At 62.9% G+C, this 18,754-nt stretch carries 26 protein-coding genes; 15 read left to right on the top strand and 11 right to left on the bottom strand.

Features of this window, described 5'->3' with window-relative positions; genetic code table 11:
• Nucleotides 1-85 precede the first annotated feature (85 nt).
• The gene (locus NKJ88_RS24350) at nt 86-1,210 is read left to right on the top strand and encodes a metallophosphoesterase (protein WP_352445850.1); all 1,125 of its coding nucleotides are present in this window, start codon (nt 86-88) and stop codon (nt 1,208-1,210) included.
• 50 nt (nt 1,211-1,260) lie between these two features.
• On the opposite strand, the gene NKJ88_RS24345 is transcribed toward NKJ88_RS24350, so the two are convergent.
• Complete coding sequence (locus NKJ88_RS24345; protein WP_023671498.1) at nt 1,261-1,440, bottom strand: CsbD family protein; 180 nt, start codon at nt 1,438-1,440, stop codon at nt 1,261-1,263.
• A 171-nt stretch (nt 1,441-1,611) separates the two neighbouring features.
• Between NKJ88_RS24345 and NKJ88_RS24340 the strand changes: the two genes are divergently transcribed.
• The 8 genes from NKJ88_RS24340 (at nt 1,612) to NKJ88_RS24305 (ending at nt 5,457) form a co-directional block, all read left to right on the top strand.
• Nucleotides 1,612-2,265: a glutathione S-transferase family protein gene (locus tag NKJ88_RS24340; protein ID WP_023705708.1), complete on the top strand. Its 654-nt coding sequence runs from the start codon at nt 1,612-1,614 to the stop codon at nt 2,263-2,265.
• Between the two features lie 29 nt (nt 2,266-2,294).
• A complete protein-coding gene (locus NKJ88_RS24335) occupies nt 2,295-2,624 on the top strand; it encodes a YciI family protein (protein WP_023705709.1) in 330 nt (109 codons plus the stop codon).
• Between the two features lie 466 nt (nt 2,625-3,090).
• Nucleotides 3,091-3,300, top strand: a complete 210-nt coding sequence (locus NKJ88_RS24330; protein ID WP_023671502.1) for a cold-shock protein — start codon at nt 3,091-3,093, stop codon at nt 3,298-3,300.
• 293 nt (nt 3,301-3,593) lie between these two features.
• Nucleotides 3,594-3,818, top strand: a complete 225-nt coding sequence (locus NKJ88_RS24325) for a hypothetical protein (protein ID WP_023689917.1) — start codon at nt 3,594-3,596, stop codon at nt 3,816-3,818.
• Complete coding sequence (locus NKJ88_RS24320; RefSeq protein ID WP_023671504.1) at nt 3,818-4,225, top strand: hypothetical protein; 408 nt, start codon at nt 3,818-3,820, stop codon at nt 4,223-4,225. The genes NKJ88_RS24325 and NKJ88_RS24320 overlap by 1 nt, the downstream gene beginning before the upstream one ends.
• Before the next feature lies 1 nt (nt 4,226).
• On the top strand, nt 4,227-4,391 hold the full coding sequence (locus NKJ88_RS24315) for a hypothetical protein (RefSeq protein ID WP_023671505.1): 165 nt from the start codon (nt 4,227-4,229) through the stop codon (nt 4,389-4,391).
• A 52-nt stretch (nt 4,392-4,443) separates the two neighbouring features.
• On the top strand, nt 4,444-4,776 hold the full coding sequence (locus tag NKJ88_RS24310) for a YkgJ family cysteine cluster protein (protein ID WP_023671506.1): 333 nt from the start codon (nt 4,444-4,446) through the stop codon (nt 4,774-4,776).
• Nucleotides 4,777-4,845: 69 nt separating this feature from the next.
• Nucleotides 4,846-5,457, top strand: coding sequence for a LysE family translocator (locus NKJ88_RS24305; protein ID WP_023689918.1), 612 nt, complete (start codon nt 4,846-4,848; stop codon nt 5,455-5,457).
• Between the two features lie 23 nt (nt 5,458-5,480).
• Here NKJ88_RS24305 and NKJ88_RS24300 read toward each other — a convergent pair whose 3' ends face one another.
• Nucleotides 5,481-6,473, bottom strand: a complete 993-nt coding sequence (locus tag NKJ88_RS24300) for an AraC family transcriptional regulator (RefSeq protein ID WP_352445847.1) — start codon at nt 6,471-6,473, stop codon at nt 5,481-5,483.
• 174 nt (nt 6,474-6,647) lie between these two features.
• Between NKJ88_RS24300 and NKJ88_RS24295 the strand changes: the two genes are divergently transcribed.
• Nucleotides 6,648-7,073: a GFA family protein gene (locus NKJ88_RS24295; protein ID WP_352445845.1), complete on the top strand. Its 426-nt coding sequence runs from the start codon at nt 6,648-6,650 to the stop codon at nt 7,071-7,073.
• Nucleotides 7,074-7,129: 56 nt separating this feature from the next.
• Nucleotides 7,130-7,645 (top strand): OsmC family protein, encoded by a 516-nt coding sequence (locus tag NKJ88_RS24290; RefSeq protein ID WP_023671510.1) that lies wholly within the window; start codon nt 7,130-7,132, stop codon nt 7,643-7,645.
• Between the two features lie 71 nt (nt 7,646-7,716).
• Here NKJ88_RS24290 and NKJ88_RS24285 read toward each other — a convergent pair whose 3' ends face one another.
• Genes NKJ88_RS24285 through NKJ88_RS24275 form a run of 3 tightly spaced genes read right to left on the bottom strand, consistent with a single transcriptional unit; the run spans nt 7,717 to nt 9,621 of the window.
• Nucleotides 7,717-8,103, bottom strand: coding sequence for a nuclear transport factor 2 family protein (locus NKJ88_RS24285; protein ID WP_023697709.1), 387 nt, complete (start codon nt 8,101-8,103; stop codon nt 7,717-7,719).
• Between the two features lies 1 nt (nt 8,104).
• Nucleotides 8,105-8,569 (bottom strand): OsmC family peroxiredoxin, encoded by a 465-nt coding sequence (locus NKJ88_RS24280; protein ID WP_352445843.1) that lies wholly within the window; start codon nt 8,567-8,569, stop codon nt 8,105-8,107.
• Between the two features lie 41 nt (nt 8,570-8,610).
• Complete coding sequence (locus tag NKJ88_RS24275; RefSeq protein WP_352445841.1) at nt 8,611-9,621, bottom strand: zinc-dependent alcohol dehydrogenase family protein; 1,011 nt, start codon at nt 9,619-9,621, stop codon at nt 8,611-8,613.
• A gap of 102 nt (nt 9,622-9,723) precedes the next feature.
• Here NKJ88_RS24275 and NKJ88_RS24270 point away from each other — a divergent pair, with 102 nt between their 5' ends.
• On the top strand, nt 9,724-10,332 hold the full coding sequence (locus tag NKJ88_RS24270; protein ID WP_352445839.1) for a TetR/AcrR family transcriptional regulator: 609 nt from the start codon (nt 9,724-9,726) through the stop codon (nt 10,330-10,332).
• Between the two features lie 146 nt (nt 10,333-10,478).
• On the opposite strand, the gene groL is transcribed toward NKJ88_RS24270, so the two are convergent.
• The 3 genes from groL to NKJ88_RS24255 all read right to left on the bottom strand — a co-directional run bounded on the left by groL (nt 10,479) and on the right by NKJ88_RS24255 (nt 13,477).
• Complete coding sequence (gene groL / locus NKJ88_RS24265) at nt 10,479-12,134, bottom strand: chaperonin GroEL (protein WP_023709705.1); 1,656 nt, start codon at nt 12,132-12,134, stop codon at nt 10,479-10,481.
• A 63-nt stretch (nt 12,135-12,197) separates the two neighbouring features.
• Complete coding sequence (groES, locus tag NKJ88_RS24260) at nt 12,198-12,494, bottom strand: co-chaperone GroES (protein ID WP_006203049.1); 297 nt, start codon at nt 12,492-12,494, stop codon at nt 12,198-12,200.
• A 185-nt stretch (nt 12,495-12,679) separates the two neighbouring features.
• Complete coding sequence (locus tag NKJ88_RS24255) at nt 12,680-13,477, bottom strand: class I SAM-dependent methyltransferase (RefSeq protein WP_352445837.1); 798 nt, start codon at nt 13,475-13,477, stop codon at nt 12,680-12,682.
• Between the two features lie 82 nt (nt 13,478-13,559).
• Here NKJ88_RS24255 and NKJ88_RS24250 point away from each other — a divergent pair, with 82 nt between their 5' ends.
• The gene (locus NKJ88_RS24250; RefSeq protein WP_023715203.1) at nt 13,560-14,429 is read left to right on the top strand and encodes a hypothetical protein; all 870 of its coding nucleotides are present in this window, start codon (nt 13,560-13,562) and stop codon (nt 14,427-14,429) included.
• On the opposite strand, the gene NKJ88_RS24245 is transcribed toward NKJ88_RS24250, so the two are convergent.
• Nucleotides 14,426-15,052: a TetR/AcrR family transcriptional regulator gene (locus tag NKJ88_RS24245; RefSeq protein ID WP_352445835.1), complete on the bottom strand. Its 627-nt coding sequence runs from the start codon at nt 15,050-15,052 to the stop codon at nt 14,426-14,428. The two genes, NKJ88_RS24250 and NKJ88_RS24245, sit on opposite strands and share 4 nt — an antisense overlap.
• Nucleotides 15,053-15,222: 170 nt before the next feature.
• Here NKJ88_RS24245 and NKJ88_RS24240 point away from each other — a divergent pair, with 170 nt between their 5' ends.
• Together NKJ88_RS24240 and NKJ88_RS24235 are read left to right on the top strand one after the other, a co-directional pair.
• On the top strand, nt 15,223-16,410 hold the full coding sequence (locus NKJ88_RS24240; RefSeq protein ID WP_352445833.1) for an MFS transporter: 1,188 nt from the start codon (nt 15,223-15,225) through the stop codon (nt 16,408-16,410).
• Nucleotides 16,411-16,490: 80 nt separating this feature from the next.
• Entirely contained in the window at nt 16,491-17,426 is a 936-nt protein-coding gene (locus tag NKJ88_RS24235; protein WP_352445831.1) for a bifunctional helix-turn-helix transcriptional regulator/GNAT family N-acetyltransferase, read from the top strand.
• Between the two features lie 6 nt (nt 17,427-17,432).
• Here NKJ88_RS24235 and NKJ88_RS24230 read toward each other — a convergent pair whose 3' ends face one another.
• Nucleotides 17,433-18,263, bottom strand: coding sequence for an AraC family transcriptional regulator (locus tag NKJ88_RS24230; protein WP_352445829.1), 831 nt, complete (start codon nt 18,261-18,263; stop codon nt 17,433-17,435).
• Nucleotides 18,264-18,536: 273 nt separating this feature from the next.
• The coding region (locus tag NKJ88_RS24225) for an IS256 family transposase (RefSeq protein WP_023690563.1) at nt 18,537-18,754 on the bottom strand (218 nt) is incomplete at its 5' end.

Raw genomic sequence — 18,754 nt, 5'->3', positions numbered from 1 at the left:
AGAAATGCCAGAGCCACAGTGCCGTGTCGACCTGCCATTCCTGGCAACTGGACGGTGGGGCGCCGGCTGTGCTGAATTTCAGGTCATGAATCGCAAGCTCGTCCTCTCCCGTCGCAATTTCCTCGCACAGGCAGCCGGCCTTACCATGGCTGGCATGCTGCCGCGCGCCGCGCTTGGCCAGACCGGCAAGCGCATCCAGCCCATCGACGCCACCTTTCTGTTCATCGCCGACGTCCATGCCTGCCGCATGTCGAGCGGCCTCAGCCCCAACTGCCTGGAGGAAGGCAAGACCGACGCCGCCTTGCTGCGCAATGTCGCCGCTCTCAACGGCCTCGCCGACCGGCAATGGCCGGCCGAGATCGACGGCGTCGCCACTGGCCTGCATTCGGCCGGCAGCCGCATCGGCGCGCCGCTCGGCCTCGTCGTCGGCGGCGACATCACCGACGATGGCGGCGGCCAGATCACCGAGCCCAGCGAAGGCACGCAGCTTTTGCAGTTCAGCCAGCGCTATCAACAGGGCGTCGGCCCCGATCGCGTGCACATGCCGGTCTATGTCGGGCTCGGCAATCACGATCTCGACCAGAACGGCTCGCCGCCCCATGTCGACTGGTACCGGCGTGAATTGCGCGACTATGTCGAGATCAACCACCGCCCCGGCGTGTTCTTCAAGCCGCCGGTGCCGGCCACCGAATACGATGTCGACACCGACTGCTATTCCTGGGACTGGGGCGGCCTGCATCTCGTCCAGACTCACCGCTTTGCCGGCGACACCGGCCATGGCGCGGTGAGCAGCCTGCCGTGGCTGAAGCAGGATCTGGCGATCTACGCGGCGGATGGCCGTCCCGTCATCCTGTTCCAGCACTATGGCTGGGACACTTTCTCGGTCGAGCGCTGGGATCCGGCCAAGCGCACCTATGACGATGACGGCGCAGGCGCGCCGCACTGGTGGAGCGAGGCCGACCGCCAGGCGATGCTGGCGGCGCTGAAGGGCTACAATGTCATCGCCATCTTCCATGGCCATCAGCACGAAGTGCCTATGATCTACAAAAGCGATGGCCTCGACCTGTTCAAGCCGAAGGCTGCCTATATGGGTGGCTTCGCGCTGGTGAGGGTAACCGGGGACGGCATGGACGTGGTGCTGGGCGAGGCGGCGGGCGACCGGGGCGGGGTCAAGTTCACCAGCGCCTTCAGCAAGAGCCTCAGCCTCTGACAAGAAAAAGGCGGCCTTGAGCCGCCTTCCTCATTGCCTGCAAGATCGAATCAGAGCGCCTTTTTGATCTTGTCCTTCACGTCGCCATAGACCTTCTGCACCTTGCCGGCGGTCTTGTCGGCCGTGCCTTCGGCCTGGGTCTGCCTGTTGCCGGTCGCCTTGCCGCCGGCCTCCTTGACCGAGCCCTTGACCTGCTTGGCCACGCCGGCAACCTGATCCTTGTTCACCATCTTTGCATCTCCTGGGATTCCGGGGATTCATTCGCAGGAGGCAAACGGGCCGGCTTGGCTTAGGTTCCCTGGGCGGCGATCATCGTCGCATCTGGTCGCTTATATGGTCGCCGAAACGCTTTGCCGCGTCGTATCATGTGACTAGTGTGACGAAATTTTGGGGAGACCGCCTTGGCTGAATTTACGCTCATCATCGCCAACAAGTGCTTTTCGTCCTGGTCGCTGAGGCCATGGGTGGCGATGAAGCATCTGGAGATCCCGTTCGAGGAAGGTTTCGTGCGCCTGCGCACGCCCGAGACTTTTGCCAATCTGGCGAAAGTGTCGCCGACCGGCCTGGTGCCAGTGTTGAATCACAATGGCAGGATCGTCTGGGAAACCCTTGCCATCCTTGAATATCTGGCCGACCTGTTTCCTGAGAAAAAACTTTGGCCGCAGGATATCGGCGCCCGCGCCTTGGCTCGCTCGGTGGCGACCGAGATGCATTCCGGCTTTCGCGAGGTGCGCTATGGCTGGCCGATGAATTTGCGCCGGCCGAAGGCCCACAAGCCGCTCGACGCCGAAGGCGACATGCAGCGCGCGCGCATCGAAACGATCTGGCGCCAGTGCCGGGAACAATACGGCAAGGGCGGCCCCTTCCTGTTCGGTCATTTCACCGCGGCCGATGCCATGTATGCACCTGTCGTCACCCGCTTCGACACCTATGGCGGCAAGCTCGCGCCCGACACGCGCGCCTATGTCGACGCCGTGTTGGCAACGCCGGCGATGCGGCACTGGTATGCGGAAGCAGCGAAGGAGACCTGGCCGGAACCCGGCCCGGACGAATAGGACACTAGTGACATCACGGTGAGTGACCGATGGCCGGCAATGATGGACCGCGTGAGACTACCGCGCCAACAATCTTCCACTGCCGGCTGATCCCGCCTCGGCCGGACTTCGCCTTCACCCTGACGGAGGAGGAGAGGGAGTTGATGGGCCGGCATGCCGACTATCTGCGCGGCAAGCTTGCCGAGGGCACCATGATCCTGGCCGGGCCGGTCGCCGACCCGGCCGGCCCTTGGGGTCTGCTGATCCTGCGTGTCGGCAGCGAAGCCGAGGCAAGAGCGGTCACCGACGGCGATCCGGTGTCGAACTCCGGCCGTGGTTTCCGCTACGAAATCCTGCCGCTGATCAGCGCGATCCTGTAGGCGAGCGTAAGTTTAAGGAAAAGTGTGAAACGGTTTTCCCTTGGAAATTGTGTCAGATAACGGCACATACAAGAACGCCTCTCGCACCGTTTAATGTGCGGGAAGCGTCTTTTTGCCAGCATTACTGAGATTGCTCTCTGAATTGCTGACACCACGGAAATGCGCCGGCTTGCGATTGGTTCCGGGGGCGTGGAATATTTTTTGGGAACGCCTTGCGCTCCGCCACCTCGTCAGTTGAGGCTTATGCCTCAGGCACCCTCAGGTTGAATTTGGGCTCCGGCCAAACCAGAAATTGACTGGGCGCTAAAAGAAGTCTATAAGAAACATGTCGATATTTGTTTGACCGACTTTTGTTATCCGCGCATGATGCGCGCCTTTGACGAACTTCCCCATCAAAAATCGAGACAAAACGCTGTTGTGCAGTCGCACGATGGTGAACGAATGTTTGCCAGGGAAAGGGTTCTTCATGGCCACCGGCACAGTGAAATGGTTCAACGCCACCAAAGGTTTTGGTTTTATTCAGCCTGACGACGGCTCCGCCGACGTTTTTGTCCACATCTCGGCCGTAGAGCGCGCCGGCATGCGTGACATCGTCGAGGGTCAGAAGCTCGGCTACGAGATGACCCGCGACAACAAGTCGGGCAAGATGTCCGCCGACCAGTTGAAGGCGGCCTGATAAGGAATTCGGCCTTCCGGTGACCACGGATGTACTGGCACCGATGAAAGGCTGAAAGGAGCGCCTTGCGCATCCAACTGGATGCGCGGCGCTTTCATGGAAGGTCAGGCGGTGCCTGGCCTTTTTCATTTTGTGCGTCGTGCCGCTAAAAGTGCGCCGCACGCCGGCCGGAACGTGCTAAGGGACGCTCCAGCAATCTGAACCGCCCATACTGCCCCGCTGCCGTATTGCTTTGGTCGTAATCGAAGACCGCTCTCGCTCTATCGGCACCAGGCTCCCGACAGGAGAAAGTTTTGACCACTCAATCCAAGACCGCCGACCAGGCCGGCTCGCTGTTCAGCAAGACGCAAACCCAGTCGATGTCACTCAACCGCATCCTGTCCGAGCGTGATGCCGTCAGCGAGGCGCGCGAAGCCAAGACCGCGCGCTTGCGCGAACTGCGCAAGGAAAAGGAAGCCGACGACATGGCAGCGGCCGCAGTCCTTGCGGCGCTGCCAAAGCGGGCAGGCAAACGCTGATGGCCACCAAGCGCGTACCGCCCACGCCGATCGATGCCGATGCGACCATAGCGTCCATGGTCCCGGGCCTGGACAAGCCGGTCGAATATGTCCGCCGTGTGCTGGAAAAGCTCGAGCGCTGCAAGCGCGCGCATGGCGATGCCCAGGTGCGCGTCGGCGTGCGCGGCCGTGCCGAAGCCCCGAACTATCTGGTCGAATATGTCCGCGAGGACAAAAAGACCCAGGAGCGCGTGACCTACCAGGATGCCGCCTATAGCGGCAGCACGCATCGCGAACTGGCGGCGCACCACATTGCCGAGGCGAGGAACTGGTCGCCCGAGGAAATGAACATCACAGCGGTCTCGGCGCTGATCGGCCGCTTGCGCAATCCGCGCGCACCATCATCCCGCTTTTCCGACGAGGACTGACATGGCCATAAAGTTTTCCACCAAGGACCAGCCGGCAGCGCCGGCTGCTGCCACTGCAAAGCAGGCCAAGCCCGCTGCCGCGCCGAAGGCCGCCGAACCGTCGGCAACCGATCTGTTCGAGGCGCCAGCCGCCACGCCCAAGGGCAAGGCAGGCAAGAAGAAATAGCGCCTTGCCGCACCAAGCCGATCGCAATCTCGCAGCACCTGGGCTGGTCGCGTTGGCCGCCAGGGATATCCGGTCGTCAAAACAGGACGACCAGCCGGTTTTCGATTGCCAGAGCTGCGGCGCCTGCTGTTCCTACTCGGCCGAATGGCCGCGCTTCTCGACCGAGGACGATGCGCAACTTGACCGGATTCCGGAAAAGTTCGTGTCCGCCGACCTGTCCGGGATGCGCTGCGAGGGCGTGCGCTGTTCGGCGCTTACGGGCGAGATCGGCAAGCACACAGCCTGCGGCATCTACGAGATCCGCCCGGACGTCTGCCACGCCTGCATGCCTGGCGGCGACGATTGCCTGATGGCGCGCAAGGCGCACGGGATGCCAACGATCTAGCCGACGCCCACCTTGCCTCATCCCACATCCCCCGATAGCTTCCACCACGGGCAGGGCGTTGGAGGAACCATGAGCATCGAATTCCTGTTGACGTCGCTGATCGTCGTGGCTTCGCCCGGCACCGGCGTTCTCTACACGCTGAGCGCCGGGCTTTCGCGAGGCGCGCGCGCCTCGATCACTGCTGCATTCGGCTGCACGCTTGGCATCATCCCGCATATGGCCGCCGCCATCACCGGCCTGGCGGCGCTGCTGCACACAAGTGCTGTCGCCTTCGAGACGCTGAAATATCTCGGCGTCGCCTATCTCCTCTACATGGCCTGGAACACGCTGAAGGAGAAGGGCGGCCTGAGCGTCGATGAAAACGCGGCACCCCGCTCGGCAGCCAAGGTCATCACCTCCGGCATCCTGATCAACATCCTGAACCCGAAGCTGTCGATCTTCTTCTTTGCCTTCCTGCCGCAATTCGTCAGCACGACCGAACCGAATGCATTTGCCAAGATGCTGGAGCTCTCGAGCGTCTTCATGCTGCTGACCTTCGTCGTCTTCGTCGCTTACGGCATCTTTGCCGCCTCGATCCGCAGCCATGTCGTGTCGCGGCCGATGGTGCTGACCTGGATGCGCCGCACCTTCGCCGGCGCCTTTGTCATGCTTGGGGCCAAGCTGGCGCTTGCTGATCGATAGAACAGGATCTGGCAGGCATCGGCCTACTCTTCGTCGGTTCCGGATCCGGTCCGGATGCCTAGACGCCAGGCGGAGGGCGGAAGGCCGATCATCTTCTTGAAGGCGCGGCTGAACGCTGCCTCGGATTCGTATCCGATTTCAGCGGCGATGCTGGCCATGTTGCTGGAGCCGGCGCTGAGCAGCTCCGAGGCGATCTGCATGCGCCATTTGGCGAGATAATGCATTGGCGGCATGCCGACCAGCCTGGTGAAGCGTTCGGCGAGCACGCTGCGCGACAGCGCGGAGTCCTTCGCCAGCGCCTCCACCGTCCAGTTATGCGCCGGCCGGTCGTGGATCAGCGCCAGTGCCCTCGCCAGGTGCGGATCGCGCAGGCCAGCCAGCCATCCCGTGGTTTGTGGCGGCAGCGATTCCAAGTAGCGGCGCAACACGTCGACAAACATCAGTTCGCTCAGTTTGGTGAGCACCGTTTCACTGCCTGCGCGCTTTTGCGCCACCTCCGTGACAGCCAGGTTGATGAACTGGCTGAGCCAGCCGCCATCGCCTTTGGCATCTCCGGCCTTGATCACCGACGGCAAAGCCTCGAGCAGTGGATTGAAAGGGTGTGCATCACAGGCGAGATAGCCGCAAACCAGCTTGGCCGAGGTCGCGCCGTCGCCGGCGCAGTTGATGTAAAACGGCATCCGGCCGGATGTTGCGATGTCGAGAACGTCGGCTGTCGGCGGATCGGCGCGCAGCGCCGGATTGCTGGACATAATGTGCGGGTCGCTCCTGGTGAAGACGACGACTTCGCCGGCCTCCAGCGCGATCGCTTCCTGGCCGACGATGCGCGCGAAGCAGCGACCGGCCGTTACCACATGGTAGGAGATCAGATGGTCCGCACCGGGCAGGATCTTCGGCAGGATGGACGATGGCGCCGGCGAGCAGACGGCCCACGGCTCGTGGCCCTCAATGTCAAAAAACGTCGCGCCGGTAAGGCGTACCGTCCTCAACAGGTCAGACAGAGCATCCCCGGCCATTCCGTTTCGTCCCGCACCCGGCTAGCCATCCCTTTCGAGTTCCGGACGCGCTGTCAAGCGAGGCGGACGCCGTATCATTCAGTTCGCGGCCAGAACTCCTAAACCTGCACCGGTGCTCAAGCGCTGCCGAGAGTGGGCGCTGAGTGCTGTCGAAACCAACCAGGGACAAAAGTCATGACGGTACATAAGGGCGAGTGTTTTTGCGGCGCCGTGGAAATCGAAGTGCACGGAGCCGCCGAGGCAATGGGCTATTGCCATTGCGGTTCGTGTCGATCGTGGTCGGCGTCTCCCGTGAACGCCTTCACGCTGTGTAAGCCTCAGAATGTCAAGGTCACCAGGGGCGCGGAGTTCCTGTCCGGGTTCGAGAAGACCGAAATGAGCGATCGCCAGTTCTGCACCAAATGCGGTGGTCATCTGATGACCGTTCATCCGCCGCTCGGCCTGGTCGATGTCTATGCGGCAACGATACCAGGCGTGAAATTCACGCCTGGGGTTCACGTCAACTACGCTGAGACCGTGCTGCCGATGAAGGACGGGCTGTCCAAGCTCAGGGACTTTCCGGCTGAGCTCGGCGGCTCCGGCATCGCGGTGCCGGAATAAGGCCCGGCCACTGCTCGCCATTTTTGACAACGACAATTCAAGACAGGAGATTGTTCATGGAAATCGCAACATTTCGCGCCACGCAGGAGCCGATCAAGGATCTCTATCGCAGGGATGCGAAGGCCGCGTTCCTCACCTTGAAGGCCAAAGGCGTCGCCGACGCGTCCACCGTGACCTGCAAGGTCGAGACCGGACGCGGACTGGCGCTTGCCGGCATCCATCCGATGGCCGGGGGCAGCGGCCAGGAACTGTGCTCCGGCGACATGCTGCTGGAGGCGCTGATCGCATGCGCCGGTGTCTCGATGCGCGCGGCGGCGGCCGTGCTCGAAATTCCGATCAGGTCCGCCGAAGTTTCCGCGGAAGGTGACGTCGATCTTCGCGGCACGCTCGGCGTGACTGCGGGTGTTCCAGTCGGCTTCAAGGAAATCCGCTTGCGGTTCGACATCGACACCGACGCTCCCCAAAGTCAGCTCGACCAACTGCTCGAACTCACGGATCGCTATTGCGTGATCTTCCAGACCATCCAGAACAGTCCCAGCACCACGGTGAAGCTGCACCGCGTCATCCAATGACCAGAAAACCGGCCCGGAAACTCGACTTGAGCGAGATTCCGGGCTGGGAACGGGAGTGCCGGGCAACGCTTCTATCCTTTGACGTAACCCATCGCCTCGACGATCAGCTCGTCCGCGACACGCATCAGGTTGACGCCGCGGATGGAGTTGCCGTCGGCCATGAAGTAGCGCCAGCGGATCGTCGCCCGTTCACCGGCGACGAAGGTTTCCTCAAGGTCGAAGCGCGTGCCGGGCTGGGTGGCGATCGCCGACCATAGGTCAATGCATGCCTCTTTGCCGGCATGGCGGGCGCCGTCCGGCGCCGGCACGGTGTTTTCGATAACGCAATCCTGCGCCACCAACTCGGCAAGCGCGGACGGATCGTGCAGCTGGAACACATCGTTGAAGCGACGCATGATCTCGGCCGTCTGGCTAGAGTGGTCGCCCGGATGAATGCTCGTGATGCTGTCCTGGCTCATCTCATACCTCCTGGTTTTCATTGTCCGTGGCAGTGGTGGCGGCCAGCTCGGCCTTGAGGGTGATGGTTGTAACGCCGGCCAAAGCGCGAGAGACAAGGCAGGTCGTCTTCGCCGTCTCCGCCATACGCTGGAATTCGGCAGGCTGAAGGCCGGGAATCTCTGCTTCCGTTTCGAGCTCGATGCGGGTGATCGTCGGCCCGGCGGCGGTCGCGCCGAGATGCACCTTGGCGACGGTGCGGATGGTGCGGGCGACGTGGCCTTCCTGGCCGAGGACGAAGGTCAGCGCCATCGAGAAGCAGCCGGCATGTGCTGCCCCGATCAGCTCTTCGGGATTGGTGCCCAGACCGTTCTCGAACCGCGACGGAAAGGAATAGGCGCCTTCGAAGACGCCGCTGCCAAGCCGCAGACGGCCGCCGCCTTCCTTCAGCGTGCCTTGCCATTCTGCGGAAGCTTCACGGATGGTCATGGTCGTTCTCCTGGTTCGGGGTTGAAAAGCGGGCAATTGGGTCAGGCGCAGTCGATGACAACCTTCCCGAACACGTCGCCCTGCTGGAAGTGGCGGTACGCTTCGGGGGCTTCGGCAAAGGGAAAGACCCTGTCGACAACGGGCTTGAGGCGATGCTGCGACACGGCGCGCAGCATGGCCTCGAGATTGCTGCGGCTGCCGACGAACAGGCGGCTGATGGTGACGAGGCTGCGCTGATAAAGCGCTGCCGGCATCTCGATCGATCTGCCACTAGTGTCCTGCAGCGTCAGCAGCACGATGTGTCCATAAAGCGTGCTGGCAATCAGCGACTGCGCGAAGGTGGCCGGGCCGCCGGTTTCGACGACGAGGTCGATGCCGCCTGTCTGCTCGCGCGCCCAGCCGCGCCATTCCGGTATGTCGGTGCTGGAGACAACGAGGTCGGCGCCCAGCGCCCGCAGCCTGTCGGCCTTCTCCGCGCGCGATGTGATGGCGACAACCCGGCAGCCGAGCAACTTGGCGAACTGCAGAGCAAACAGCGAAACGCCACCCGAACCGATGGTGAGAACCCATTGACCAGGCTTCGGAATCCGGGTCCCGGTCACCGCGTTCCAGGCCGTCACGCCGGCGCAGGTCAGCGTCGCCGCTTCGTGCCAGCTCAGATGATCGGGCAGTCGCGCCGCCCATTGTTCGTCGAGCACGGCAAACTCAGTCAGCATGCCGTCCAGCGTACAGCCGAGCTGGTCGATCAGACCGGCATTGATGCGGCCATCGATCCAGCGGGCGAAGTAGCTGCCGGTGACGCGGTCGCCGACGGCAAAACGGGTAGCGGCATCGCCGATTGCGACGACGTCACCGGCGCCGTCGCTCAGCGGCACGATGCCTTGCCGCGGCGGCAACGGATAGGTGCCGCCAAGGATCATCGTGTCGCGCCGATTGAGCGAGGCGGCGCGGACTCGCACCACGATCTCATGCGGTTTCGGTTCCGTCCGCGCCTCGTCGCGCATCGCCAGGGATTCGGTTCCACCAAACCCTTCAAGACGGTAGCTGCGCATGTCACTCTCCTTGTAATATATAGACTGATTTACATATTATATAGACCGATTGTCATATTCTTGGCAAGGCCCTATAATGCGTCACTGCTGACAGAGGTTGACATGGCCAACGACACCCGCACCCGCATACTTGAGACCACAGGCCTGTTGCTCAGGCAGCGTGGCTATCACGGCACCTCGCTCAACGACATTCTGGGCGCCAGCGGGGCGCCGCGCGGCTCGCTCTATTTTCATTTCCCAGGCGGCAAGGACCAACTGGTCATCGAGGTGACGCGCAACAGCGTTGCCGACGTCACGAAAAGGCTGGGCGAAGCACTGGCAGCCGAGAGCGATCCTGCAGTGGCCGTCCATCACATCTACCAGTCGGTCGGGCGCATGCTGGAGGACAATGATTTTTCGCTGGGTTGCCCCATCGCGCCGGTGGTGCTGGATTCACCCACCGATGTGCCGGAACTGGCGGAACTCTGCCGATCGGCTTTCGAGCAATGGATCGGCTTGCTGCGACAGGCCTTCGTCAGGGCAGGGGTGCCCGAACGCCGCGCGCACGCTTTGGCGCTGCTGATCGAATCCTCGCTGGAAGGGCTGATGGTGATTGCGCGGGCCACCCGCGACCGTGCACCGGTGCTGGTGGTGGCCGATGAGGTGGCTGCATTCGTCGAGCAGGCGGTGCTTGCGGGCAAGGTTGCGCGGCAGGCGGAGAGCGCGGCCTAACTAACTGGTCTCTAAAACAAAAAGGGCGCCTCTCGGCGCCCTTTCCTTATCCATAAGCCAGGTTGGCTGGATTAGAAATCCATGCCGCCACTCAAGCCCGCTTGCGGGCTTGAGCAACTTTAGCTCATGGGCGGCTTTATGGATTCTTAGAAATCCATGCCGCCCATCCCGCCCATGCCGCCGCCGCCCATGCCGCCAGGCATGCCGCCGCCAGCCGACTCCTTCTTGGGAGCCTCCGCGATCATGGCTTCGGTGGTGACGAGCAGGCCGGCGACCGAAGCCGCGTCCTGGAGAGCGGTGCGAACGACCTTGACCGGGTCGACGATGCCCATGGCGATCATGTCGCCATACTCGCCGGTCTGGGCGTTGTAGCCGTAGGTCGCGCCCTTGTTGTCGAGGATCTTGCCGGCGACGATCGAAGCTTCAGCACCTGCGTTCGAAGCGATCTGACGGGCCGGAGCCTGCAGTGCACGACGAACGATGTTGATGCCGGCAGCCTGGTCGGCATTGACGCCGGTGACCTTGATGTTCGCCGAAGCGCGCAGGAGAGCGACGCCGCCGCCTGCAACGATGCCTTCTTCCACGGCCGCACGGGTCGCGTTGAGGGCGTCATCGACGCGGTCCTTCTTTTCCTTGACTTCGACTTCCGTCGCGCCGCCGACACGGATCACCGCAACGCCGCCGGCGAGCTTCGCCAGACGTTCCTGCAGCTTCTCCTTGTCGTAGTCCGACGTGGTCTCTTCGATCTGCTGCTTGATCTGGGCAACGCGGCCCTGGATCTCGGCCTTCTTGCCGGCGCCGTCGACGATGGTGGTGTTCTCCTTGGAGATCGACACCTTCTTGGCGCGGCCGAGCATGTTGAGGCCGACATTCTCGAGCTTGATGCCGAGGTCTTCCGAGATGACCTGGCCACCGGTCAGGATGGCGATGTCTTCCAGCATGGCCTTGCGGCGATCACCGAAGCCCGGCGCCTTGACGGCGGCGATCTTCAGGCCGCCACGCAGCTTGTTGACGACCAGCGTGGCCAGAGCCTCGCCTTCGACGTCTTCCGAGATGATGAGCAGCGGCTTGGAGGTCTGCACGACGGCTTCGAGAACCGGCAGCATGGCCTGGAGGTTGGACAGCTTCTTCTCGTGCAGGAGGATGTAGACGTCCTCGAGCTCGGCAACCATCTTGTCGGCGTTGGTGACGAAGTAGGGCGAGAGATAGCCGCGGTCGAACTGCATGCCTTCGACGACTTCCAGCTCGGTCTCGGCGGTCTTGGCTTCTTCAACCGTGATGACGCCTTCATTGCCGACCTTCTGCATCGCTTCGGCGATCATGGCGCCGACCGACTCGTCGCCATTGGCCGAGATCGTGCCGACCTGGGCAACTTCCTCGGAGGTCTTGATCTTCTTGGCAGCCTTGCCGAGAGCCGCGACGACTTCGGTCACGGCCAGGTCGATGCCGCGCTTCAGATCCATCGGGTTCATGCCGGCGGCAACGGCCTTGTGGCCTTCCTGGACGATCGACTGCGCCAGAACGGTCGCGGTCGTGGTGCCGTCGCCGGCGATGTCGTTGGTCTTCGAAGCAACTTCGCGGACCATCTGCGCGCCCATGTTTTCGAACTTGTCTTCAAGCTCGATTTCCTTGGCGACGGTGACGCCGTCCTTGGTGATGCGCGGTGCGCCGAACGACTTGTCGATGACGACGTTGCGGCCCTTGGGGCCGAGCGTGACCTTCACTGCGTCGGCGAGGATGTTGACGCCGCGCAGCATGCGCTCGCGGGCGTCGCGGGAGAATTTTACGTCTTTAGCAGCCATTTTTTAGCTCCTGGCAGGGGGCTTGCGATCAAGCCCGAAATTAGTTGACGGTGAGGCCGATAATCAGCCGATGATGCCCATAATGTCGGATTCCTTCATGATCAGAAGGTCTTCGCCATTGAGCTTGACTTCGGTGCCCGACCACTTGCCGAACAGGATGCGGTCGCCGGCCTTGACGTCCAGCGGGACCAGCTTGCCGGCTTCGTCGCGAGCGCCGGAGCCGACGGCGATGATCTCGCCTTCCTGCGGCTTTTCCTTTGCCGTATCCGGGATGATGATCCCGCCGGCGGTCTTGGATTCGGATTCGACCCGGCGTACGACCACGCGGTCATGAAGCGGGCGGAACTTCGACTTTGCCATTTTTTCTTCCTCGAATGAGAACGGTGAGAGCTGTTCCTCGATCCGGCGGTGCCGGATGTGCGTTAGCACTCACCTGGGGAGAGTGCTAACGTCGCGCTGAAATAAGCGCGTGGCTTTCGAGAGTCAAGGCGAACGGTGAGCACAATTGTGCCAATTGGAGCCGTGCCGCGATCCGACGGCAGACCCTATCGGCGCCGCGGCGATTTAAGCACCAGAAGCGGACAGCGTTCAGCCAGCCCATAGGTCCCTGTCGGCGCGAGGCGGACACTGTCAAAAAACCGGCTCGCCTCTTCGACCAGCGTCGCCGCCGGGGCGAAACTGTAGACAGTCTTCGAATTCGCATAGGCATCGATGGTGCCGATGACCGGCATCTCCCATCCGGTCGTCGCGGCAAGGGCCTCCCGGTCGGCAAACAGCGCATCGAAGGCATCGAGGATCGCCCGCACCGGAATGGCGCGGTCGGGATCGCTGCCAGCACAAGCCATGGCAATGCGCCATTTGAGTTCGTGGAAGGTCGCGACACCACCGGAAAGCGTCAGCGCCCGGACCTCCTGCAGATCATCCTGTACCTGAGGACTTGCATAGGCGCGCAATGCAGCCCGCCCACCGGACTTCAGCACACGCGCGATCTCGGCAAGCAGCGCCTGCCGTGCAACCGAGGAGTCCAGCGCCGACAGGCAGCCGTCGCCGATCACCGCCCCGGCGCTTTCGTCGCCCAGCGGCAACTCCAGCCAGTTGCCGATCACCGCCTTGCGTGAGGCGGTATCGCCCGGCCAGATGCCCGATATCATGGCAGTGGACTCGTCGATCGCGAGCATGGTCCTTCCGAGGCCGGCAAGCTCCGGCGTGACCCCGAGCAGCACCACATCGACTGATTGCAGGCTAAGTTCGCGCTCATAGGCGGCGACAGCTTCCGGGGGCGGACACAGCGGCGACCCGAGAAGCCGCCAATGACGGCGAATTGCGTCCCAATGCTCAGTCATGCGGAACGGTTTGGGGAAAGGCTGGACATATTTCCTTCCAGGCTGTTGGTTGCCTTGCGAGTTACCTCATGCAGGAAAGGCCATGGCCCGCATTGCCGTCATAACGCATGAATTTGACCGCTTCCAGAGCCGGCGGGGCCTCCTGCTGCGCCAGGACAGCCCCTACATGCTGTTCGACGTCCTGGCGGAGCTGAAACGGCGCGGTCACTCCGTGCAGATCATGCGTGGACCCTCGGCAAGTCATAACGCCGATATTGCCGTCCTGCATGTCGACGCGACAGTGACGCCATCGGACTATGTCGACTACGCGCGCGGATTTCCGATTTGTCTCAATCTTGGTGCAACCGACATTTCCAAGCGCCGCATCAGTGGTGCGATCCTCGAGGAGGGTGCCAACTGGAGCGGCCAGGTCATCGTCAAGAGCAACCTCAATCATTGGGGGACGCCCGAGGAGCAGCTCAACCGAAAATCCGTTCGCGCCGGCAAGGCAGTGCCTTTCCCGGGCGCGCAGACCTTCGACCGTTATCAGGTGCATGCCTCGCTGGCCGATGTGGCGCCGGAGATTTTCAGGCGTGCCGACCTGATCGTGGAAAAATTCATTCCCGAAATCGAGCCCGACGGGTTTGCGGCGCGGTTCTGGATATTCTGCGGCGATCGGGAGCGCTGCACCCGCTATGTCTCGCCGCAGCGCCTGGTCAAGGGCGACGACACCGTCCGCCGGCAGCCGGTTGCGGTTCCCGACGAACTGCGCGCCTTGCGTCGGAAGCTGGGCTTCGACTATGGCAAATTCGACTTTGTCGTGCATGAGGGCAGGGCCGTGCTGCTCGATGCCAACAAGACCCCAGGTCGCGCCAGGAACCTGTCGAAGATTGTTGCCGCCGGCACAGCCAACCTGGCCGACGGCTTCGAAAACCTCATCCACCAGACCGGACGGGGTCGAATCGGGCGCTAGAGAAACAGTCCCAACTGCGTATGGATGATCGACCGGTAGTCCTCAATGGTGTGGCGGCTTTCCTCCTGGTTCTGGGTCAGCGCCATGCGCACGACGCCGCCGGCCAGCTGGAAGATCAGGAAAACCATACGGCCGAACTCATTGCGTCGCTCGGCTGCGAGAAAGGGACCGACATGGTCGCAGAACATCGTCGCCTGGCGCCGGGTTTCGGCGATGTCGAGATTCTTCAGCGCCTTGTCAGCCTGGATGGCGTTTTGCAGGTCCTGAATGGCGGGGTCGCCGGCGACGCGCTCATAGTAGTCGTCGAGCAGCCGGTCGGCCGCAGCGATAACGTCGCTCAGCCCGCCGACGTCGGCAACGATCGCGGCAAGCCGGGCGCGGCTCACTTCGGAGAATCGCTCGTAGAGCATCGCCAGGATCGCCGACTTGTTGGGGAAGTAATGATAGACGGTGGCGATCGGCCCGCCGGCCTGTGCGCCGACTTCCTTCATGGTGACGGCGTCGATGCCTTTCTCGCCGATCAGCCGCATGGTCGTCGACAGGATGGCGTCGATGCGCTCGCGGCTGCGCTCCTGTTTGGGCCTGCGCCTCGGTTCGGTCGTCATCTGCACTGCTTCGTTCATGCCGCCATCCTCTCGATCGCCCAGACCATTCGATCGCCAAGACCATCCCCAGCCTTGTTGGTGCCAAGTCCCGCTACTGATTGACAAACGAATATGATCGAGTATCAGTTTCTAAATGCTGACAGACTGTCAGTTTTTTTGCCGACAGGCAAGGACGTTGGGAGGCGACCGTGACTTCTGCTGGTAACGCCGATGCCGGGAACGGCGACTGGCTGGTCGGCAACCCGACTGGGGCGCAGCTCGCCTCGGCATTGTGGATCGGCTCGGTCGGCCTGCTGATTCTCGGGCTGCAGCCGGTGCTTCTCGGCGCGCTCTACACCGAAGGGCATGTCAGCGGTGACGAACTCGCGCTGGTCGCCACGGCGGAGATGATCGCCATCGGCATCGGATCGGCGGCCATCGCCATGATGCTGTCCGCCCACAATATGCGCTTGAAAAGTGCCGTCCTTCTGCTCTTGCTGGCGCTGGCGAACGGGGCGACCGCCTATGCGCTGACCTCGACCTCGCTGATTGCCGCCCGCGCGGTGGCAGGCCTCGCCGAGGGTGGGCTGGTGGCGGTCGCCACGGAACTGATCGCCCGTTCACGCCGGGCCGAGCGCATCGGCGGCTTCTTCGTCACCCTTCAGACCCTGGCGCAATGCGCCCTTGCCCTGCTGCTGGCGCTTTACGTCATCCCGGCCGCCGGATCGGCGGGCGGCTTCATCGTTCTTGCCGTCGTCTGCATCGCCTCGGTGGCCGTCGCCTTCATCGTCCCGGGTAGCTATGCCGACCTGCCCAAGGAGGAACAGTTCAGCAATGTGCTGACCGTTCCTTCGCTTGCCGCTTTGCTGAGCGTCTTCTGCTACTTCATGTTCTTCGGCTCGGTCTGGGCGTTTCTCGAGCCACTTGGCGCACAATACGGCATCGATGGCCGCACCGTCGGCCTGATCGTCTCGGCCAACCTCGCATTGCAGGTGCTGGGCGCAATGACGGCTACCGTCTTCGAGGCGCGCATCGATTACCGCTTCGCCATCGTGGCGATCGGCGTGGTCGCCGTCGCCAGTTCCGTGATGCTCGCCGGCAGCCCCGGCCTGACGGTTTTCTGGGTCGCGGCCTTGATCATGGGCTTCATCCTTCTGTTCATCGTGCCCTATCAGATCCGGCTGGCGATCACCGCCGACGAGACGCGCACGGCCGTGCTTCTGGTGCCGGCGGCCCAGCTTTTCGGTCTGGCGATCGGCCCGGTCGCGGCATCGCTGCTGATCGACGGCAAGGATTTTCGGCCGGTGCCGGAATTTGCCGCCGCCAGTGCTGCGGCCAGCGTTGTGCTGCTCGGCCTGTTCGTCCTGATCGCACGGCGCCGCCGCGCCATCGCCTGAGACACGACCGGGGGAGCATCTCCTCGATACTTGACTAAGTCAAATAAATGACCGATCGTTGATGGGGCAGGAGGCTTCCCATGACGATCCATCATCAACCCGGCAAGGAACGCATCGACGCGGTGCGGGCTTTCAACCGCTTCTACACCCGCCAGATAGGTCTGCTCGACGAAGGCCTGCTGAAAAGCGCCTTCTCGCTGACCGAGGCGCGGGTGCTCTACGAACTGGCGCATCGCGATGGCCTGACCGCCAGCGATCTCATCCGCGATCTCGGCCTCGACGCCGGTTATGTCAGCCGGCTCCTGAAGAAGTTCGAGCACCTGCAGCTGATTGCGCGCGCGCCGCTGGCGTCGGATGCGCGGCAGTCGTCGATCACGCTGACGCCGGTGGGGCGGCAGGCCTTCGCGCCGCTGAACCGGGCTTCGCACGACCAGGTCGCGGCCTTGCTGGAGCGGCTTCCTGCTGCCGAACAGGACCGGCTGGTCAAGGCCATGCAGACGGTGCAGCAACTCCTGGGCGACAGCCCGGAGTCCAAAGTGCCGTATATGCTGCGCCCCTTGCAGGTCGGCGACATCGGCTGGGTGGTGCGCCGCCAAGGACAGATCTACGCACAGGACTATGGCTGGGACGAAACCTACGAGGCGCTGGTCGCCGAAATCCTCGGCGCCTTCGTAAAATCCTTCGATCCAGAATGGGAACGCAGCTGGATTGCCGAACGGCAAGGGGAGGTGGTCGGCTCGGTCTTCGTCGTGCGCAAATCCGACGCGGTGGCGAAGCTGCGCCTGCTCTATGCCGAACCATCGGCGCGCGGCCTCGGCATCGGCAAGCGGCTGGTTCAGGAGTGCATCGGCTTTGCTCGTGCCAAGGGCTACACGACGCTGACCCTATGGACCAACGACATCCTGACCGCCGCCCGCCACATCTACGAGAGTGCCGGGTTCAGGCTGGTGGACGAAGAGCGCCATCACGCCTTCGGCAAGGATCTGGTCGGCCAGAACTGGAACCTGGAGCTGTAGCGGCGTTCAGGCCACCGGGACCCATATCTCCAGTCCGCCATTGCCGCTGCGCGGATCGAACTCCGGGCCGTAGCGCTCGAATTCGGGGCCGTCGGCTATATCGTGCCCCGAGGCCGGCAGCCATTTGTTCCAGATCGTGTTGACGGTGCGGCGGATGGTGGAGATGTGCTCGGCATGGGTGAACACGGCGTATTTCTGCGCCGGCACCCGCACCCGCGAAAGCTCCTTCGGCAGGTCCGAGAAATCCGAAACTTCGACCCCGGCGATATAGTCGAAATTGCCGGCATCGTCGCCATTGACGCAGACGCCATAGGCGACGTCGCCGGTCTCGCCCGGGATGTTGCCGATATAGGGCCCAAAGCGTTGCCACTGCATCGGAATGGCCGCGCTGGTTTCGCAGCTGTAGCGCTCGCCGAGGCCGGCAATGAGGAAGGGACGGCCGGTCTCGAAGCGCGGCGGCGGCAGTGAGGCGAGGAAGGACTGGTCCATCATGATCGGCTCCACAAGGTCGAGATTGCTGAGGCTGCCCTGCGCGCGCACCAGTTCCGGCGTCGTGCCGAACTGATCGCGGAAGGCGCGGGTGAAGGCTTCGTGCGAGGCGTAGCCGGCATCGAGCGCGACCGCGAGGATGTCGGGCGCGCCGGAGGCCAGCTTGCGCGCCGCTTCGGTCAGCCGGCGCGCGCGCATATAGCCCATCACCGAACGGCCGGTGGCGGCGCCAAAGGCGCGCGTCACATGAAAGCGCGAGACGCCGCTGCTTTGCGCGACATCCTCAAGCGAGATCGCTTCCGGCAGATGGCTCTCGACAAACCACAGCGCTTTCTCGGTCGGGTTCATAGGTCTCCTCGCATTTGGCGGCACATTTTGTCGGCTTTTGCGAGGCCAGTTTGATCGAAATTGCGCCTGTCGTAAAATCGAAGGGCGCTGGTCGACTGTGGCAGGTCACCATCGTGGAAAGCCGCTGCTGGGCGGCCTCGGCCTGGCTCGCTGGGACAATATCCGGGCGCGCTGGGTGCGGGCACCATCCTTGCCTATGCCCTGTGGAACCACCGCCGGCTCGATGCGGTTGTGTGCGTCAAGTTCTGCAAAATGGGGCGGCCATGATGCTGGTCATGCGGCTTGGCGCAGAGCGAGCTTCTTGTGCTCGCGCAGGTCGTCCATGTTGATGTATCGGTTGGCCTCCATCCAGTTTTCATTGGTCTCGACGGCCAACGCCCTGACCAGGCGCAGGCAGCTTTCGGTATTGGGGAAGATGCGCACGACATAGGTGCGCCGGCGGATTTCCTCGTTGAGCCGCTCCAGCATGTTGGTGGATTTGAGATGCTTGT

The sequence above is a fragment of the Mesorhizobium sp. M0016 genome, from assembly GCF_040324035.1.
In the GTDB taxonomy this organism is placed as follows: domain Bacteria; phylum Pseudomonadota; class Alphaproteobacteria; order Rhizobiales; family Rhizobiaceae; genus Mesorhizobium.
The sequence above is the reverse complement of the archived record's forward strand: the minus strand, read 5'-3'. Positions and strand labels throughout refer to the sequence as shown.